General features: G+C 57.8%; 11 protein-coding genes. 9 read left to right on the top strand and 2 right to left on the bottom strand.

The features are described 5' to 3' along the window. The first annotated feature begins 159 nt into the window (after nucleotides 1-159). Genes glgB through glgP form a run of 5 tightly spaced genes read left to right on the top strand, consistent with a single transcriptional unit; the run spans nucleotide 160 to nucleotide 9528 of the window. Entirely contained in the window at nucleotides 160-2346 is a 2187-nt protein-coding gene (glgB, locus tag ACOTZC_RS19720) for a 1,4-alpha-glucan branching enzyme (protein ID WP_045403403.1), read from the top strand. Next, nucleotides 2343-4316 (top strand): glycogen debranching protein GlgX, encoded by a 1974-nt coding sequence (gene glgX / locus ACOTZC_RS19715; protein WP_045403335.1) that lies wholly within the window; start codon nucleotides 2343-2345, stop codon nucleotides 4314-4316. The genes glgB and glgX overlap by 4 nt, the downstream gene beginning before the upstream one ends. A gap of 17 nt (nucleotides 4317-4333) precedes the next feature. After that, nucleotides 4334-5629, top strand: coding sequence for a glucose-1-phosphate adenylyltransferase (glgC, locus tag ACOTZC_RS19710; RefSeq protein ID WP_023309510.1), 1296 nt, complete (start codon nucleotides 4334-4336; stop codon nucleotides 5627-5629). Continuing rightward, nucleotides 5629-7062, top strand: coding sequence for a glycogen synthase (gene glgA / locus ACOTZC_RS19705; protein ID WP_421635971.1), 1434 nt, complete (start codon nucleotides 5629-5631; stop codon nucleotides 7060-7062). Before glgC ends, glgA begins: the two co-directional genes overlap by 1 nt. Nucleotides 7063-7080: 18 nt before the next feature. Then, nucleotides 7081-9528, top strand: a complete 2448-nt coding sequence (gene glgP / locus ACOTZC_RS19700; protein WP_045355952.1) for a glycogen phosphorylase — start codon at nucleotides 7081-7083, stop codon at nucleotides 9526-9528. A 95-nt stretch (nucleotides 9529-9623) separates the two neighbouring features. On the opposite strand, the gene glpD is transcribed toward glgP, so the two are convergent. Continuing rightward, the gene (glpD, locus tag ACOTZC_RS19695; protein WP_213751869.1) at nucleotides 9624-11132 is read right to left on the bottom strand and encodes a glycerol-3-phosphate dehydrogenase; all 1509 of its coding nucleotides are present in this window, start codon (nucleotides 11130-11132) and stop codon (nucleotides 9624-9626) included. A gap of 250 nt (nucleotides 11133-11382) precedes the next feature. On the opposite strand from glpD, the gene glpE reads away from it, so the two are divergent. Genes glpE through ACOTZC_RS19680 form a run of 3 tightly spaced genes read left to right on the top strand, consistent with a single transcriptional unit; the run spans nucleotide 11383 to nucleotide 13368 of the window. Beyond that, entirely contained in the window at nucleotides 11383-11715 is a 333-nt protein-coding gene (glpE, locus tag ACOTZC_RS19690; RefSeq protein WP_028014686.1) for a thiosulfate sulfurtransferase GlpE, read from the top strand. 47 nt (nucleotides 11716-11762) lie between these two features. Beyond that, on the top strand, nucleotides 11763-12593 hold the full coding sequence (gene glpG, locus ACOTZC_RS19685; protein ID WP_421635962.1) for a rhomboid family intramembrane serine protease GlpG: 831 nt from the start codon (nucleotides 11763-11765) through the stop codon (nucleotides 12591-12593). 16 nt (nucleotides 12594-12609) lie between these two features. Continuing rightward, nucleotides 12610-13368 carry a DeoR/GlpR family transcriptional regulator gene (locus ACOTZC_RS19680; RefSeq protein WP_008503060.1) on the top strand — a complete coding sequence of 253 codons (759 nt, stop codon included), beginning with the start codon at nucleotides 12610-12612 and terminating at the stop codon, nucleotides 13366-13368. A 98-nt stretch (nucleotides 13369-13466) separates the two neighbouring features. On the opposite strand, the gene malT is transcribed toward ACOTZC_RS19680, so the two are convergent. Next, complete coding sequence (gene malT, locus ACOTZC_RS19675; protein WP_023309505.1) at nucleotides 13467-16172, bottom strand: HTH-type transcriptional regulator MalT; 2706 nt, start codon at nucleotides 16170-16172, stop codon at nucleotides 13467-13469. Nucleotides 16173-16758: 586 nt separating this feature from the next. On the opposite strand from malT, the gene malP reads away from it, so the two are divergent. Then, nucleotides 16759-19152, top strand: a complete 2394-nt coding sequence (gene malP, locus ACOTZC_RS19670; protein WP_126304225.1) for a maltodextrin phosphorylase — start codon at nucleotides 16759-16761, stop codon at nucleotides 19150-19152. The last annotated feature ends 3 nt before the right edge of the window (nucleotides 19153-19155 follow it).

The raw sequence follows: 19155 nt of genomic DNA, 5'->3' as shown, positions 1-19155 counted from the left end.
CATCTAGAGCGTTGGCTATGCTTTAAGGAAGAGTCATTTCTTACCTGAGGTTCGAACGGAGCAGAATGGATGCACATTTTTGTGCTGTCCCGTTCAGGTCACATTAAAAGTCGTCCCGGAGCGCTTAAAAAGGACGACATAAAAAACAGGATGAATACCATGTCCGATCGTGTGGATAGAGACGTGATTAATGCGCTTATTGCGGGTCATTTTGCTGACCCCTTTTCTGTGCTTGGGATGCATCAAACTGAGGATGGCCTTGAAGTTAGGGCACTGTTACCGGATGCCACAGAAGTCTGGGTGATTGAACCCAAAACCGGCCGCAAGGTCGGTAATCTTGAATGCCTCGATTCCCGTGGCTTCTTCTCGGGCGTAATGCCCCGCCGTAAAAATCCTTTTCGCTATCAGCTCGCCGTTCTCTGGCACGGTCAGCAAAACCTGATTGACGATCCTTACAGCTTCGGCCCTCTGCTTAAAGAGATGGACGCCTGGCTGCTCTCCGAAGGAACGCATCTTCGCCCTTATGAAACACTGGGTGCCCATGCCGATACCATGGACGGCATTACCGGCACGCGGTTCTCCGTGTGGGCACCTAACGCCCAGCGCGTCTCCGTTGTCGGCCAGTTCAACTACTGGGACGGTCGCCGCCATCCGATGCGCCTGCGCCGGGAAAGCGGCATCTGGGAGCTGTTTATCCCCGGAGCGCACCCCGGGCAGCTTTATAAATTCGAGATGATCGACGCTAACGGCAAGCTGCGCATTAAAGCCGACCCGTATGCCTTCGAAGCGCAGATGCGCCCGGATACCGCGTCGCTGATTTGCGGCCTGCCGGAGAAGGTCGTCCAGACGGAGGAGCGCAAACAGGCCAACCGCTTTGACGCGCCCATCTCCGTCTATGAGGTACACCTTGGCTCCTGGCGTCGCCACACCGACAACAACTTCTGGCTCAGCTACCGTGAGCTTGCCGACCAGCTGGTGCCCTATGCCAAATGGATGGGCTTTACCCACCTTGAGCTGCTGCCGGTCAACGAGCACCCGTTCGACGGCAGCTGGGGCTATCAGCCTACCGGGCTGTATGCGCCAACGCGCCGCTTTGGCACCCGCGATGACTTCCGCTATTTCATTGATGCCGCGCACGCCGCCGGGCTGAACGTCATCCTCGACTGGGTGCCGGGACATTTCCCATCGGATGATTTCGCGCTGGCAGAGTTTGACGGCACGAAGCTGTACGAGCACAGCGACCCGCGCGAAGGCTATCACCAGGACTGGAACACGCTGATCTACAACTACGGTCGCCGTGAGGTCGCAAACTACCTGGTCGGGAATGCTCTGTACTGGATCGAGCGGTTTGGCATTGACGCCCTGCGCGTCGATGCGGTGGCGTCGATGATCTACCGCGACTACAGCCGCAAAGAGGGCGAGTGGATCCCGAACGAGTTTGGCGGCCGTGAAAACCTGGAAGCGATTGAATTCCTGCGCAATACCAACCGCATTATCGGCGAACAGGTGGACGGTGCCGTGACCATGGCGGAAGAGTCGACCGACTTTGCGGGCGTCTCCCGTCCGCCGTCATCAGGCGGCCTGGGGTTCTGGTACAAGTGGAACCTGGGCTGGATGCACGACACGCTCGACTACATGAAGCTGGATCCGGTTCACCGTAAGTATCATCACGATAAGCTGACGTTCGGGATGCTCTACAACTACACCGAAAACTTCATGCTGCCGCTGTCGCACGATGAAGTGGTGCACGGCAAAAAATCCATTCTTGACCGCATGCCGGGCGACGCGTGGCAGAAGTTTGCCAACCTGCGCGCCTACTACGGCTGGATGTTTGCCTTCCCGGGCAAGAAACTGCTGTTTATGGGCAATGAGTTCGCACAGGGACGCGAGTGGAACCACGACGCCAGCCTCGACTGGCACCTGCTGGAAGGCGGCGACAACTGGCACCACGGGGTGCAGCGTCTGGTGCGCGACCTGAACCTGACCTACCGCCACCACAAAGCGCTGCACGAGCTCGACTTCGATCCGTACGGCTTTGAATGGCTGGTGGTGGACGACCATGAGCGCTCGGTGTTTGTCTTTGTGCGTCGTGACAAGGCCGGTAACGAGATCATCGTCGCCAGCAACTTCACCCCGGTGCCGCGCGAACACTACCGCTTCGGCATTAACCAGCCGGGCAAATGGCGTGAAATTCTGAATACCGATTCGATGCACTACCACGGCAGCAACGCCGGTAACGGCGGGCTGGTACAGAGTGACGCCATAGAAAGCCACGGGCGACCCAACTCACTGAGCCTGACGCTGCCGCCGCTTGGCACCATCTGGCTGATGCGGGAGGGCGAATGACGCAGCTTACGGCAGGTGAACCCGAACCGCTCGGCGCGCGTTTTGACGGAAAGGGTGTCAATTTCACCCTCTTTTCCGCTCATGCTGAGCGGGTAGAACTGTGCGTGTTTGACGGGGAAGGTAACGAGCACCGTTACGATTTACCCGCGCGCACGGGGGATACCTGGCACGGCTACCTGGCCGGAGGACGGCCAGGCGTGCACTATGGCTTTCGCGTACACGGTCCGTGGGATCCGGCGAAGGGCCACTGGTTTAACCCGGCGAAGCTGTTGATTGACCCGTGCGCGCACCGCGTGGACGGCGAATTTAAAGACGACCCGCTCTTCCACGTGGGCTACGGCGAGCCCGACCACCGCGACAGCGCGCCCGTCGCGCCAAAAAGCGTGGTGGTGAACGATCTTTATGACTGGGAAGACGATGCCCCGCCGCAGACGCCGTGGGGCAATACCGTTATTTATGAAGCCCACGTCAAAGGGCTGACGTACCTGCACCCGTCGATCCCCAAAGAGATGCGCGGCACCTATAAGGCGCTCGGGCATCCAACCATGATCGCCTACCTGAAGCACCTCGGCATCACCGCCCTGGAACTGCTTCCCGTCGCCCATTTTGCCAGCGAGCCGCGTCTGCAGCGGCTGGGGCTTAGCAACTACTGGGGCTACAACCCGCTGGCGATGTTCGCGCTTGAGCCGCGCTATGCCGCCCATCCGGAAAAGGCGCGGGACGAGTTTCGCGATGCGGTGAAGGCGCTCCACGCGGCGGGCATTGAGGTCATTCTGGACGTCGTGCTGAACCACAGTGCCGAAAGCGATCTCGACGGTCCGACGCTCTCCATGCGCGGAATTGATAACCGTAGCTATTATTGGATCAGGCAGGATGGTGATTATGAGAACTGGACCGGCTGCGGTAACACGCTCAACCTCAGCCATCCGGCGGTCACGCATTTTGCTTATGAATGCCTGAAATACTGGGTGGAGACGTTCCACGTCGACGGTTTTCGTTTCGACCTGGCGCCCGTAATGGGGCGCACGCCGGCGTTCAGCCAGCAGGCTCCGCTGTTTGAGGCGATAAAAAACTGTCCGGTGCTCTCGCAGGTGAAGCTCATTGCCGAGCCGTGGGACATCGGGGAAGGCGGTTATCAGGTCGGGAATTTCCCGCCGCTGTTTGCCGAGTGGAACGATCACTACCGCGATGCCGCGCGCCGCTTCTGGCTGGAACGGAATCTGTCGCTGGGGGAGTTCGCCGGACGCTTTGCCGCTTCAAGCGATCTCTTTAAGCGCGACGGCAAACGCCCGTCGGCCACCGTCAATCTGTTGACGGCACACGACGGTTTTACGCTCAGGGACTGCGTTTGTTTCAATCAGAAACACAATGAGGCAAACGGCGAAGAGAATCGCGATGGCACTAACAATAACCATAGCTTTAATCATGGTATAGAAGGGTTAGGCGGAAGCCTGGACGTCATCGAGCGGCGACGCGCCAGCGTTCACGCTTTGCTGACAACGCTTTTATTGTCGCAGGGCACGCCGATGCTGCTGGCAGGCGATGAACACGGCCATAGCCAGCACGGTAACAACAATGCGTATTGCCAGGACAACACGTTAACCTGGCTCGACTGGGGTGAAGCCAACAGCGGGCTGATTCATTTTACCGCTGCGCTGATCCATCTTCGCCAGCAGATCCCCGCGCTGACCGCCGACCGCTGGTGGGAAGAGGGTGACGGCAACGTTCGCTGGTTGAATCAAGACGCGCAACCCTTAAGCGCGCAAGAGTGGCAACACGGCGTACCACGCCTGCAAATCCTGCTGTCGGATAAATGGCTGGTCACGCTGAACGCGACGGATGACGTCGCAGCGATTGTTTTACCTGAAGGGGAATGGCGAGCTGTTCCCCCCTTTGCCGGAGCGGATAATCCGGTAGTAATGGCTGTCTGGCACGGGCCTGCGCACGGAGTGTGCGTATTCCAAAGATGATAAAAAAGGAGTTAGTCATGGTTAGATTAGAGAAGAACGATCCCTTAATGTTGGCGCGCCAGCTACCATTAAAAACGGTTGCCCTGATACTTGCGGGTGGACGTGGTACCCGTCTGAAAGATTTGACCATCAAGCGCGCGAAACCGGCCGTTCACTTTGGTGGTAAGTTCCGTATCATCGACTTTGCGCTCTCCAACTGTCTCAACTCGGGCATTCGCCGTATTGGCGTCATTACGCAGTATCAGTCGCACACGCTGGTTCAGCATATCCAGCGCGGCTGGTCATTCTTCAGCGAAGAGATGAACGAGTTTGTCGATCTCCTTCCCGCTCAGCAACGCGTCCACGGCGAGAACTGGTACCGCGGAACGGCGGATGCGGTGACGCAGAACCTCGACATCATTCGCCGCTACAGCGCGGAATACATCGTGATCCTCGCCGGGGACCATATCTACAAGCAAGATTACTCCCACATGCTCATCGACCACGTCGAAAAAGGGGCGCGCTGCACCGTGGCGTGTCTGCCTGTGCCCGTTGCTGAAGCGACGGCGTTTGGCGTGATGCACGTGGATGCCGACGACAAAATTATCGACTTTGTTGAAAAACCGGCGAACCCGCCAACCATGCCCGGCGATGACACCAAATCGCTCGCCAGCATGGGGATTTATGTCTTTGATGCAGATTATCTTTATGAGCTGCTGGAAGACGATGACAAAGACGAAAACTCCAGCCACGACTTCGGTAAAGACATTATTCCGAAAATCACTAAAGCTGGCATGGCGTATGCACATCCTTTCCCGCTGTCCTGCGTGCAGTCCGACCCCAATGCGGAACCTTACTGGCGCGATGTGGGAACCCTGGAAGCCTACTGGAAAGCGAACCTCGACCTGGCGTCAGTCACGCCTGAGCTGGATATGTACGACCAGAACTGGCCGATTCGTACCCATATGGAATCGCTGCCCCCGGCCAAATTCGTGCAGGATCGCTCCGGCAGCCACGGTATGACGCTGAACTCGCTGGTGTCCGGCGGTTGCATTATTTCAGGCTCGGTGGTGGTGCAGTCGGTGCTGTTCCCCCGCGTGCGGATAAATTCATTCTGTAATATCGATTCGGCAGTCTTACTGCCTGATGTCTGGGTAGGGCGATCGTGCCGTCTGCGTCGCTGCGTTATCGATCGTGCCTGCGTCATCCCAGAAGGGATGGTGATTGGTGAGAACGCGGAAGAAGACGCTCGTCGTTTCTATCGTTCGGAAGAGGGGATCGTGTTAGTCACACGGGAAATGTTGCGGAAGCTGCAGATCAAACAGGAGCGATGATGCAGGTTTTACATGTATGTTCTGAGATGTTCCCGTTATTAAAAACGGGCGGTCTGGCAGATGTTCTGGGTGCATTACCGGCGGCGCAAATCGCCGGAGGCGTGGATACCCGAGTCCTGCTGCCCGCCTTTCCGGATATCCGGCGCGGTATACCTGATGCGAAAGTGGTGACCCGCCGTGAAACGTTTGCCGGACGCATTACCCTGCTGTTTGGACATTACAATGGCGTAGGGATTTACCTGATCGACGCGCCGCACTTATACGATCGACCGGGCAGCCCGTATCACGATACGAACCTGTTCGCCTACACCGATAACGTGCTGCGCTTTGGGCTGCTCGGCTGGGTCGGGGCAGAAATGGCGACGGGGCTGGATCCGTTCTGGCGCCCGGATGTGGTGCACGCGCACGACTGGCACGCCGGGCTTGCCCCGGCGTATCTCGCGGCGCGCGGCCATCCGGCCAAATCGGTCTTTACCGTGCACAACCTGGCGTATCAGGGGATGTACTATGCCCATCACATGAGTGAAATCGATCTGCCATTATCGTTCTATAACATGCACGGGCTGGAATTTAACGGGCAGATCTCGTTCCTGAAAGCCGGGCTGTACTACGCCGATCACATCACGGCGGTGAGCCCGACCTACGCGCGTGAGATCACCCAGCCGGAGTTTGGCTACGGCATGGAAGGGTTGCTGCAACAGCGCCACCGCGAAGGTCGCCTGTCGGGCATTCTGAACGGCGTGGATGAACAGATCTGGAGCCCGGAGACCGATCTCCTGCTGGCGGCGCGCTATGGACGTGATTCCGTGGAGGACAAAGCGGAAAACAAACGCCAGCTGCAGATTGCGATGGGCCTGAAGGTTAACGACAAAGTGCCGCTGTTCGCGGTGGTCAGCCGCCTGACCAGCCAGAAAGGGCTGGATCTGGTGCTGGAGGCGTTGCCCGGTTTACTGGAGCAGGGCGGACAGCTGGCGCTGCTCGGCGCGGGCGACCCGGTGCTGCAGGAAGGTTTCCTTGCCGCCGCGGCGGAACATCCGGGGCAGGTGGGCGTGCAGATTGGCTACCACGAAGCGTTCTCGCACCGCATCATGGGCGGTGCGGACGTCATCCTGGTGCCGAGCCGTTTCGAACCCTGCGGCCTGACGCAGCTTTACGGCCTGAAATACGGCACGCTGCCGCTGGTGCGCCGCACGGGCGGGCTGGCGGACACCGTATCCGATAGCTCTCTGGAAAACCTGGCGGACGGTATCGCCAGCGGGTTTGTCTTTGAGGACAGTAATGCCTGGTCGCTGCTTCGGGCGATTCGGCGTGCTTTCGTCTTGTGGTCCCGTCCATCGCTCTGGCGTTACGTTCAGCGTCAGGCGATGTCCATGGACTTTAGCTGGCATGTCGCGGCGCAGTCATACCGCGATCTCTATCAACGCTTGATGTAACGAGGCGAAGTTACTGATATGAACGCTCCATTTAGCTACTCTTCACCCACGCTCAGCGTTGAGGCGTTAAAGCACTCCATCGCCTACAAGCTGATGTTCACCATCGGGAAAGATCCGGTTATCGCCAACAAGCACGAGTGGCTGAACGCCACCCTGTTTGCGGTGCGTGACCGCTTAGTTGAACGCTGGCTGCGCTCAAACCGCGCCCAGCTCTCGCAGGAAACGCGTCAGGTTTACTACCTGTCGATGGAATTTTTGATTGGCCGCACGCTGTCCAACGCGCTGTTGTCGCTCGGTATTTATGACGATGTCAAAACCGCACTCGAAGAGATGGGGTTAGATTTAGAAGAGCTGATCGACGAAGAGAACGACCCGGGCCTCGGTAACGGCGGCCTGGGGCGTCTCGCCGCCTGCTTCCTCGACTCGCTGGCGACGCTGGCGCTGCCGGGCCGCGGCTACGGTATTCGCTACGACTACGGTATGTTCAAACAGAACATCGTCGACGGGCGCCAGAAAGAGTCGCCGGACTACTGGCTGGAGTACGGCAACCCGTGGGAATTCAAGCGCCACAACACGCGTTACAAGGTGCGCTTTGGCGGGCGTATCCAGCAGGAAGGGAAAAAATCCCGCTGGGTGGAAACGGAAGAGATCCTGGCCGTGGCCTACGACCAGATTATCCCCGGCTACGATACCGACGCCACCAACACGCTGCGCCTGTGGAGTGCCCAGGCCAGTAGCGAAATTAACCTCGGTAAATTTAACCAGGGTGACTACTTCGCGGCGGTGGAGGATAAAAACCACTCCGAGAACGTGTCCCGCGTGCTGTACCCGGATGACTCGACCTACTCGGGTCGCGAGCTGCGCCTGCGTCAGGAGTATTTCCTCGTTTCGGCGACCATTCAGGACATCCTCAGCCGCCACCATCAGCTGCACAAAACCTACGCCAACCTGGCGGAGAAAACCGCGATCCACCTTAACGACACCCACCCGGTGCTCTCAATTCCGGAGCTGATGCGCCTGCTGATCGACGAGCATAAGTTCAGCTGGGATGACGCCTTTGAGGTGACCTGCCAGGTGTTTTCATACACCAACCACACGCTGATGAGCGAAGCGCTGGAGACGTGGCCGGTGGACATGCTCGGCAAAATCCTGCCGCGCCATCTGCAGATTATATTTGAGATTAACGACTACTTCCTTAAGACGCTGCAGGAGCAGTATCCGAACGATACCGGCCTGCTGAGCCGTGCGTCCATCATTGATGAGTCGAACGGTCGTCGCGTGCGCATGGCCTGGCTGGCGGTCGTCATCAGCCACAAGGTCAACGGCGTGTCCGAGCTCCACTCGAACCTGATGGTGCAGTCGCTGTTTGCGGACTTCGCGAAGATCTTCCCGACGCGGTTCTGCAACGTGACCAACGGCGTCACGCCGCGCCGCTGGCTGGCGCTGGCCAACCAGCCGCTCTCTGAGGTGCTGGACGAGAATATCGGCCGTACCTGGCGTACCGATTTGAGCCAGCTGAGCGAGCTGGAACAGCATATTGATTTCCCGACGGTGAACAAAGCCGTGCGCGAAGCCAAGCTGCTGAACAAAAAGCGTCTGGCGGTCTGGCTGGCGATGCACCTCAACGTGGTGGCAAACCCGAAAGCGCTGTTCGACGTTCAGATCAAACGCATCCACGAATACAAGCGTCAGCTGATGAACGTGCTGCACGTGATCACCCATTACAACCGCATCAAGGCCGATCCAACGGCCGAATGGGTGCCGCGCGTGAAGATCTTCGCCGGTAAGGCGGCTTCCGCCTACTACATGGCGAAGCACATTATTCATCTCATCAACGATGTGGCGAAGGTGGTTAACCAGGATCCGGATATTGGCGACAAGCTGAAGGTGGTATTCATTCCAAACTACAGCGTAAGCCTGGCGCAGATGATCATCCCGGCGGCGGATCTCTCTGAGCAGATTTCCACGGCGGGTACGGAAGCATCCGGCACCAGTAACATGAAGTTTGCCCTTAACGGCGCGCTGACCATTGGTACGCTGGACGGGGCGAACGTCGAGATGCTGGAGCACGTGGGCGAAGAAAATATCTTTATCTTCGGTAACACGACAGAAGAGGTGGAGGCGCTGCGCAGGAAAGGCTACTCGCCGCGTCAATATTACGAAGAGGATGAAGAGTTACGTCAGGTGCTGACGCAGATCGCGACCGGCGTGTTTAGCCCGGATGAACCGAGCCGCTATCGCGATCTGGTGGATTCGCTGATTAACTTTGGCGATCACTACCAGGTGCTGGCGGATTATCGCAGCTACGTGGACTGTCAGGATAAGGTGGACGAACTGTACCGTCAGCAGGAGAAGTGGACCAGCGCCGCGATGTATAACATCGCTAATATGGGCTATTTCTCGTCCGACAGGACCATCAAGGAGTATGCCGAGACGATCTGGCATATTGATCCGGTGAGGTTGTAAAAGCAAAACGGCAACCTCGGTTGCCGTTTTTAGTGTTTGTTCCCTCTCCCTGTGGGGGAGGGTCAGAATGAGGGCAACAGCCCGCACCGATCGTATTACGACGCCAGCGACAGCTCACGTTTCCCCGCATTTTGCTGTAACCACTGCGCCACGCGAGACTGCTGCTCGGCGTTGAGCCACATACCTTCTTTGGTACGACGCCAGATAGCATCATCCAGACGACGAACCCACTCGTGCTCAACCAGGTAGCGCAGCTCGGCTTCATACAGCTCGTGGCCGAAATGCTCGCCCAGATCCGCAATGTCCTTCGCATCGCTCAGGAACAGCTCGGTATTGCTGCCGTAGGTGCGGGCATAGTGGCGCGCCATCCCTTCGGTGATGAACGGGAAGCGACGGCGCAGCTTGGCGGCGTAATCATCGCGATTGTCGCCGATATCACCGCCGGGCAGTACCGCGCCTTTGGTCCATGCCGGGCCAATGCCTTTATAGTACGGCGCCAGTTTTTCCAGCGCGTGCTCGGCCAGCTTGCGGTAGGTGGTCAGCTTGCCGCCAAACACGGAAAGCAGCGGCGCCTGGCCGTCAACGTCGTGAATATCGAGCGTATAGTCGCGGGTAATCGCCTGCGGTGAATCAGACTCGTCATCGCACAGCGGACGCACGCCGGAGTAGGTCCAGACCACGTCATCGCGTGACAGCTGCTTCCTGAAGTGCGCGTTATACACTTTGAGCAGGTAGTTCACTTCGCTCTCGTCGATCTCGACGTTCTTCGGATCGCCTTTGTACTCCACGTCGGTAGTGCCGATGATCGAGAATTCGTCCATCCACGGGATCACAAACACGATGCGCTTGTCTTCGTTCTGCAGAATGTAGGCCTGCTTCTGGGTATGCACGCGCGGTACCACAATGTGGCTGCCCTTGATCAGGCGAATGCCGTACGGCGAAGGCAGATGCATGCCGTCGTCGAAGAACTGCTTCACCCACGGGCCGGTAGCGTTCACCAGGCCGCGTGCTTTCCAGCTGAATTTCTCGCCGGTATCGATGTCTTCCGCTTCCACAATCCACAGGCCGTTTTCACGACGTGCAGAGGTCGCGCGGGTACGGGTTTTCACCTCGCCACCTTTCTTCTCGACCATCTGGGCATTCGCCAGCACCAGACGCGCGTCGTCCACCCAACAGTCTGAATATTCGAAACCGCGCACGATTTCAGGCTTAAGGACCGATTCTGAGCCAAAACGCAAACCTTTCGAACCCGGAAGGCTGGTGCGTTTACCCAGATGATCGTACATAAACAGACCAATGCGGATCATCCACGCCGGACGCAGATGCGGGCGATGGGGCAGGCGGAAGCGCATCGGAATCGCCAGATGCGGTGCCATTTTCAGCAGCACTTCACGTTCGGCCAGTGCTTCACTGACCAGGCGGAATTCGTAGTGTTCCAGGTAGCGCAGGCCACCGTGAATCAGTTTGGAGCTGGCGGACGACGTCGCGCAGGCGAGATCGTTAGCTTCCAGCATCAGTACGGATAAACCGCGTCCTGCGGCATCGACCGCAATACCGGCACCGTTGATGCCACCGCCTATCACAATCAGATCTTTGGTTTCCATAACACCCTCATGCACTTTCGTTAAAGCTCAGAAATGTTCGATATCGCTCATAATAGCAAAGGAACGCGCTTTTGGTAACATCAAAAAAACAATTTAGAGTGATATGGATAACATAATGGCGTTTACCCGCCGCCAGGACGTACACTACGGGGTAAAATAGTGCGACTAACTTTTCTCCCTCTCCCCGTGGGAGAGGGCTGGGGTGAGGGCATCAGCGCGCACCCAACCTGAACAACAGAAAGAGAACACCATGGATCAGTTTGAATGTATTAACGTAGAAGAAGCCCACCAGAAGATGCACCAGGGAAAAGCAGTGCTGGTGGACATCCGCGATCCGCAGAGTTTTGCGATGGGCCACACGCCGGGCGCGTTTCATCTCACTAACGACACGCTGGGCGCGTTTATGCGCGATAACGACTTCGAGACGCCGGTGATGGTCATGTGCTACCACGGCAACAGCAGCAAGGGTGCGGCGCAGTATCTGATTCAGCAGGGCTACGACGCGGTATACAGCGTCGACGGCGGCTTCGATGCCTGGCATCGTCATTTCCCGGCAGAAGTGGAATACGCTTTTGAGCGCTGATCCCGCTATACTGTCCCCTTTTGTGTGGAAATAAGCGACCGCTGCCCATGTTGATGATCACCTCTTTTACCAACCCGCGCGTCGCCCAGGCGTTTGTCGACTATATGGCGACGCAGGGCGTTATTCTGACCATTCAGCAACATACGCAGACCGACGTCTGGCTGGCCGACGAGAGCCAGGCCGCGCGCGTAAACGAGGAGCTGGCGCGTTTTCTTGAGAACCCGGGCGACCCGCGCTATCTGGCGGCCAGCTGGCAGTCCGGGCAGACCGACAGCGGATTGCACTACAGCCGTTTTCCCTTCCTCGCCACCATCCGCGAGCGCGCCGGCCCGTTTACGCTGCTGCTGATGGCGGCCTGCATTATCGTCTTCATTATCATGAACGTGGTGGGCGACCAGAGCGTGATGATTGCTCTGGCCTGGCCCTATGACCCGTCTCTTGAGTTTGACGTCTGGCGCTACTTTAGCCACGCGCTGATGCACTTCTCGGTGATGCATATCCTCTTCAACCTGCTCTGGTGGTGGTATCTCGGCGGCGCCGTTGAAAAGCGTCTGGGCAGCGGCAAGCCGATCGTTATCACCCTTATCAGCGCCCTGCTCAGCGGCTATGTGCAGCACAAGTTCAGCGGGCCGTGGTTCGGCGGGCTGTCGGGCGTCGTGTACGCCCTGATGGGCTATGTCTGGCTTCGCGGGGAGCGCGATCCGGAAAGCGGCATCTATCTGCAGCGCGGATTAATAACCTTTGCGTTAATATGGCTAATTGCCGGTTGGTTTGATCTGTTTGGTATGTCTATCGCCAACGGTGCACACGTTGCCGGGCTGGCCGTGGGGCTGGCGATGGCCTTTGCCGACACGCTCCATGCGCGAAAACGAACATAATTCTCAGGGATAATTGATGAAACAAACACAACGTCATGACGCTATTATCGAACTGGTAAAAAAACAGGGATACGTCAGCACCGAAGAGCTGGTGGAGCAGTTTGCCGTCAGCCCACAAACCATTCGTCGTGACCTGAACGACCTGGCCGATCAGAACCGCATTCTTCGCCACCACGGCGGCGCGGCGCTGCCGTCCAGTTCGGTCAATACCTCCTGGCACGACCGTAAAGCCACGCAGACGGCAGAGAAAGAGCGCATTGCCCGCAAGGTCGCCAGCCAGATCCCGAACGGCGCGACGCTGTTTATTGATATCGGCACGACGCCGGAAGCGGTCGCCCATGCGCTGCTGGATCACGAGAACCTGCGCGTGGTCACGAACAACCTGAACGTGGCCAATACCCTGATGCAGAAAGATGACTTCCGCATCATCCTCGCGGGCGGCGAACTGCGCAGCCGCGACGGCGGGATTATCGGCGAAGCGACCCTCGATTTTATCTCTCAGTTCCGCCTCGACTTCGGCATTCTCGGGATCAGCGGCATCGACAGCGACGGCTCGCTGCTGGAGTTTGATTATCACGAGGTGCGCACCAAGCGCGCGATTATTGAGAACTCACGCCACGTGATGCTGGTGGTAGACCATTCGAAGTTTGGCCGAAATGCGATGGTGAACATGGGCAGCATCAGCATGGTGGATGCGGTCTACACCGACGTGATGCCGCCAGCGGGCGTGATGCAGGTGATTAAAGATAATAATTTGCAGCTGGAATTGTGCTAGGACTTGTGTCGGGTGGCGCTGCGCTCACCCGACCTACAAAACTTTCTCCCTCTCCCTGTGGGAGAGGGCCCGGGTGAGGGCATCAGGCCGCACAAAACCTAAACGCCATACCCCATCATCTTCAACAGCTGCTGCGCATGCTGTACCGCATCCTGACGATGCGCCACGCCCAGCTTCTGATACAGATTGCGGATATGCGTTTTGATGGTGGTCGCCGCCACCGCCAGCTCGCCGGCAATCTGCTCGTTACTGTAGCCTGAATAGATCAGCCCCAGAACCTGCCATTCGCGCTGCGTGAGCGGGCTGGTGCGGATAAGCTCCGGCACTTCCGGGTGGTTCAGCAGACGTTCAACGAAGTTCTCATCAAAATGCGCAAACTTGTGCCGATGATGCTGGTTTATCTCGCGCAGAATGCGCTGGGCGCGATGCTGATCCAGCTCCGGCAGCGTGTTGAGCTGAATAAGCTGACGCAGCTGCTGCGCCATCACTTCACCTTCAATCACAAAGTGGCTGATAAACCCTGTGCGGTTAGCCAGCTGCAGCGCTTCCAGCAGCACGCGCTGGGCATCGTTTTTACGACCCGCCTGCCAGTAAAGCTGGTTCAGCAGCAGCAGGTTACGGTTCAGGTCGCTCATCAGACGCAGGCTGCGCGCGTTCTCGTTCAGCTCTTCCAGCACAATCTCTGCGGGCTCTATTTCACCGAGCAGGATCTGCGCGCGGGCAATGTTGCGCCACTGGCTCTGCAGGAAGTGGTTGTTAGCAAATTCCGGTTTTGGCGTCTGACGCAGCCAGTTGGCGGCGGATTTTTTATCGCCGGTCATCTGCCAGTAAATCACCCGGACCTTATCGGCGTTAGAGACCCAGTCGCTATGATACTGACCGTTGCCGAGCAGGTTCTCCAGGCGGTTCAGATGGTTGCGGGCGTTATCGAGATCGCCGCGCGCCAGCGAGCATTGCACCAGCAGCGCCAGGCACTGCAGCTGCTGCTGAGGCTGGAAGCTGGAAAGGACATCCACACCCTGGCGGGCGCAGCTTTCCGCTTCATCCAGACGCGACCAGGCCCACAGCAGCTGAGCGCGAATACGCAATAGGAACTCGTGCATCGGCAGCTGTTCCAGATGCTGCTCGCGAATCAGCTGGAACGCTTTCTCCTGGTTTTCCCAGGCGGCCTGCAGGAACCCCTGCGCGAATAAAATCTCGCTCTGCTGGATCAGGCTCCACAGCGCGTAGTGCCAGACATCATGACGACGCGCCATCTGTTCGGTTTGCTGCATCAGTGAAAGCGAACGCGTGAGGTCGCCTTTGCAGTGCAGCACTTCGCCGTGGACGGAGGTCGCAACGATGCGGCTGTAAAAGTTAGCCAGCGGCAGTTCATCCAGCGCGACCATCGCCAGCCGTTCAGCTTCGTCCGGGTCGCCGTCGTTAATGGCCACCTGAGCGCGCAGCGCGTTAAATTCGCCGTGCAGGGTGGTATCCATTTCGCTTTCCATCTCCTGCTCGGCGCGCGCCAGCAGGGTGTTCACTTCGCTGTAGCGGTGCTGGCTCTGCATCAGCCAGGCCTGCAGCAGCACCAGACGCGGGTTCTCCAGCAGGCTTTCCCACGGCAGGGCTTTGAGAGACTCTTCCAGCAGCGTCAGCTCGCTGTGGTTAAACAGGCCCCACGCATGATTGAGGAGGATATCGCGCAGCATGCTGGCATCACCGGCGGCCAGCGCGTGGTGGATGGCCTCGCTCGGAAAGCCTTGCGCCATCCAGCTTTCGGCAGCGGCGCGGTGGATCTCCGGCAGTTCAACCGCCAGTTCCCACTGACAGCGCTGGCGCAGGAAGCTGCCAAACAGCGGGTGATAGCTAAACCACTCGCCGGGATCGTCCATGCGCGTCAGGAAAAGACCCTGACGTTCAATCTCTTCGAGCTGCAGCTGGCCGTTTTCACACCCCGTCACGCGCACGATGAGCGCATCGTTCATGGAGCGCAGCAGAGAGCTTTTCAGCAGGAAATTACGCGTCGAGGGATCGACGCTGTCCAGCACCTCATCCACCAGGTAGTCAGAAAGGTGACTGGCGTTGATGCCCGCCAGACGCCGCGCAGACTGATGCGCCGGACTGTTGTTTTGTCGGGCAGAGAGCGCGATAAGCTGCAGCGCCGTGGCCCAGCCGGCAACGTCATCACACAGACGGCTGCTTTCGGCGGCCTCAATCGGTGATGTCAGGCGGCAGTCAAAGAACTGCTTCGCTTCCTGGTGGGTAAAGGCCAGCTGCTGGCTGCCCACTTCCAGAAGCTGATCGCGCACGCGCAGGTTGGCAATGCCCAGCTGCGGCAGGTTGCGTGACAGCACCACTAAAGTCAGGTTTTCCGGCTGATGGCGGAGGAAGAAACGCATCGATTCATGAATCACCGGATTCGTGATGAGATGGTAATCGTCGATCACCACGTAAAGCGGGCGATGCCATTCGGCCAGTTCGATAAACAGCTGAGAGAAAAGGGAGGACAGGCTGGCGTACTGGCGCTTTTGCACCATCACCTCACTGGCGACGCAGTGTCCATGGGTGGCTTGCTGTATGGCGGCAATCAGATAGCTGGCAAAACGCTCCTGCTGGTTATCGCCCTCGTCGAGGGAGTACCAGCCAAGATCGCTTTTACCCGCGGCCCATTGCGAAATGAGCGTTGTTTTTCCATAGCCTGCAGGACTCGTAACCAGCGCCAGTCGGAAATTATGCGCGCCGGAAAGTTTAGCCAACAGACGCTCGCGGACCACTGTATGGTCAAGACGAACCGGGCGACTTAATTTAGACGGAATCAACATAGGTTTCACTTCACTGTGGGGAACGAGAGATTTTATTTTTTTTGCGCTTCGTAATTAATACGATATAAGGTCGAACAGAAAGAGAACTATTGCAAGTTATGTCTGGGTTTTGTGGTTCTGAATTTGCACTCTGTCACAAAACATTCAGGCAAATGTTGGAACTTTCTCGAAAGGGCCGTAACGCCGCGTCACTGCTGGCTTGTCTGTATACATTGCCGCTGCGCTGAAACTGGTTTCAGAAAGGTATAGTGACGTCAAATTTAATAAAGTGCGGGTAAAGTTGAGTGAGAGTAATAGTCTCCGGAGATGTAACCCGATAACTAAATTATTATTCTACGTAAGTAATCATTTCAGAACGGATTAATCTCACCCGAAACTGCATTTCATTTCTTTGACATTCTCCCCGATTACTTTTTTATCTTCCGGGCACACTCGAACTATGCTCTGAGAGTGGCCTCGATCACACTTTTATGCTCATCCCCGCTACTCCTCCCTGTCTAATCCCCCACAGGAGGAGGAAGAGGGGAAATGAGCCAGGCACACTAGCGCCAACTTGTGTTTTCTTTCTAAAGGATGCCGATCCCCTATGTCACAGCCTACCTTCAACAAAGCTCAATTCCAGGCTGCCCTGACGCGTCAGTGGCAGCGTTTTGGCCTTCATGCTGCAAACGAGATGACGCCTCATCAGTGGTGGCAGGCCGTGAGCGGTGCGCTCGCAGAGCAGCTGGATGCTCAACCGGTGGCGAAGCCTGTTAAAGGCCAGCGTCACGTGAACTATATCTCTATGGAATTCCTGATTGGCCGTCTGACGGGCAACAACCTGTTGAACCTTGGCTGGTATCAGGACGTCGGTGACGTCCTCAAAGAACACGACATTAACCTGACCGACCTGCTCGAAGAAGAGATTGACCCGGCGCTGGGCAACGGCGGCCTGGGACGTCTGGCAGCCTGTTTCCTTGACTCCATGGCGACCGTCGGCCAGTCGGCGATCGGCTATGGTCTGAACTACCAGTACGGCCTGTTCCGTCAGTCGTTTGCCGATGGCCATCAGATGGAAGCGCCGGACGACTGGCATCGCAATACCTATCCGTGGTTCCGCCACAACGCGCAGCTGGATGTGCAGGTCGGCATTGGCGGGAAAGTGACAAAGCAGGGGCTCTGGGAACCGGCGTTCACCATCACCGGCGAAGCCTGGGATCTGCCGGTGCTCGGCTATCGTAACGGCGTGGCGCAGCCGCTGCGTCTGTGGCAGGCGAAGCACGCGCATCCGTTTAACCTGACCAAATTCAACGACGGCGATTTCCTGCGCGCCGAGCAGCAGGGCATCGACGCCGAGAAGCTGACCAAAGTCCTCTATCCGAACGACAACCACCTGGCCGGTAAAAAGCTGCGCCTGATGCAACAGTACTTCCAGTGCGCCTGCTCCGTGGCGGACATTCTGCGTCGCCATCACCTGGAGGGCCGCAAGCTGGCGCAGCTGCCGGACTTTGAAGTGATTCAGCTCAACGACACGCACCCGACCATTGCCATCCCGGAGCTGCTGCGCGTGCTGATCGACGAGCACCAGCTGAGCTGGGACGACGCCTGGGCCATCACCAGCCGTACCTTTGCCTACACCAACCACACCCTGATGCCAGAAGCGCTTGAGTGCTGGGATGAGAAGCTGGTGAAAACGCTGCTGCCGCGCCACATGCAGATCATCAACAAAATTAACGACCAGTTTAAAAAGCTCGTGGATAAAACCTGGCCGGGCAACAAGGCGGTCTGGGCGAAGCTGGCGGTGGTTCACGACAAGCAGGTGCGCATGGCGAACATGTGCGTGGTCAGCGGCTTTGCGGTGAACGGCGTGGCGGCGCTGCACTCGGATCTGGTGGTCAAAGATCTCTTCCCGGAATACCACCAGCTGTGGCCGACCAAATTCCACAACGTGACCAACGGCATCACGCCGCGTCGCTGGATCAAGCAGTGCAACCCGCTGCTGGCCGGTCTGCTGGATAAGACCCTGAAGAAAGAGTGGGCCAACGATCTGGACCAGCTCATCAACCTGGAAAAACAGGCTGACGACGCGAAATTCCGCGAGCAGTACCGCGCGATCAAGCTGGAGAACAAGGTTCGCCTGGCTGAGTTCGTGAAAATGCGTACCGGGATTGAGATCAACCCGAATGCCATTTTCGACATTCAGATCAAACGTCTGCACGAGTACAAACGTCAGCACCTGAACCTGCTGCACATTCTGGCGCTGTACAAAGAGATCCGCGAGAACCCGCAGGCCGACCGCGTGCCGCGCGTGTTCCTGTTCGGTGCGAAAGCGGCGCCGGGCTACTACCTGGCGAAAAACATTATCCTCGCCATCAATAAAGTGGCGGCGGCGATCAACAGCGATCCGAAAGTGGGCGACAAGCTGAAGGTGGTGTTCCTGCCGGACTACTGCGTCTCGGCGGCGGAAATGCTGATCCCGGCGGCGGATATTTCCGAGCAGATCTCTACCGCAGGTAAAGAAGCATCCGGTACCGGCAACATGAAGCTGGCGTTGAACGGCGCGCTGACCGTCGGCACGCTCGACGGGGCCAACGTCGAAATCGCCGAGAAGGTGGGTGAAGAGAACATCTTTATCTTCGGCCACACCGTGGAAGAGGTGAAAGCCATCAAGGCTAAAGGCTATGACCCGGTGAAATGGCGTAAGAAAGACAAGGTGCTCGACGCGGTGCTGAAGGAGCTGGAAAGCGGTAAATACAGCGACGGCGACAAGCACGCGTTTGACCAGATGCTGCACAGCATGGACAAACACGGCGGTGACCCGTATCTGGTGATGGCGGACTTCACGGCCTACGTTGAAGCGCAAAAGCAGGTCGACGTGCTGTATCGCGACCAGGAGGCCTGGACCCGCGCGTGCATTCTGAACACTGCGCGCTGCGGTATGTTCAGCTCTGACCGTTCAATCCGTGATTATCAGGCCCGTATCTGGCAGGCAAAACGCTAAGGA

Source organism: Enterobacter cloacae complex sp. SHL009 (genome assembly GCF_049237205.1).
Lineage (GTDB): Bacteria > Pseudomonadota > Gammaproteobacteria > Enterobacterales > Enterobacteriaceae > Enterobacter > Enterobacter cloacae_M.
This window is presented reverse-complemented; position numbering and strand designations above follow the sequence as displayed.

What these genes read in the sequence shown, in the direction of transcription:
- glgB (WP_045403403.1), top strand. Translation starts at nt 160, where the DNA reads ATGTCCGATCGTGTGGATAGAGACGTGATTAATGCGCTTATTGCGGGT.
- ACOTZC_RS19680 (WP_008503060.1), top strand. Translation starts at nt 12,610, where the DNA reads ATGAAACAAACACAACGTCATGACGCTATTATCGAACTGGTAAAAAAA.
- glgC (WP_023309510.1), top strand. Translation starts at nt 4,334, where the DNA reads ATGGTTAGATTAGAGAAGAACGATCCCTTAATGTTGGCGCGCCAGCTA.
- glgP (WP_045355952.1), top strand. Translation starts at nt 7,081, where the DNA reads ATGAACGCTCCATTTAGCTACTCTTCACCCACGCTCAGCGTTGAGGCG.
- glpG (WP_421635962.1), top strand. Translation starts at nt 11,763, where the DNA reads ATGTTGATGATCACCTCTTTTACCAACCCGCGCGTCGCCCAGGCGTTT.
- glgX (WP_045403335.1), top strand. Translation starts at nt 2,343, where the DNA reads ATGACGCAGCTTACGGCAGGTGAACCCGAACCGCTCGGCGCGCGTTTT.
- glgA (WP_421635971.1), top strand. Translation starts at nt 5,629, where the DNA reads ATGCAGGTTTTACATGTATGTTCTGAGATGTTCCCGTTATTAAAAACG.
- malP (WP_126304225.1), top strand. Translation starts at nt 16,759, where the DNA reads ATGTCACAGCCTACCTTCAACAAAGCTCAATTCCAGGCTGCCCTGACG.
- glpD (WP_213751869.1), bottom strand. Translation starts at nt 11,132, where the DNA reads ATGGAAACCAAAGATCTGATTGTGATAGGCGGTGGCATCAACGGTGCC.
- malT (WP_023309505.1), bottom strand. Translation starts at nt 16,172, where the DNA reads ATGTTGATTCCGTCTAAATTAAGTCGCCCGGTTCGTCTTGACCATACA.
- glpE (WP_028014686.1), top strand. Translation starts at nt 11,383, where the DNA reads ATGGATCAGTTTGAATGTATTAACGTAGAAGAAGCCCACCAGAAGATG.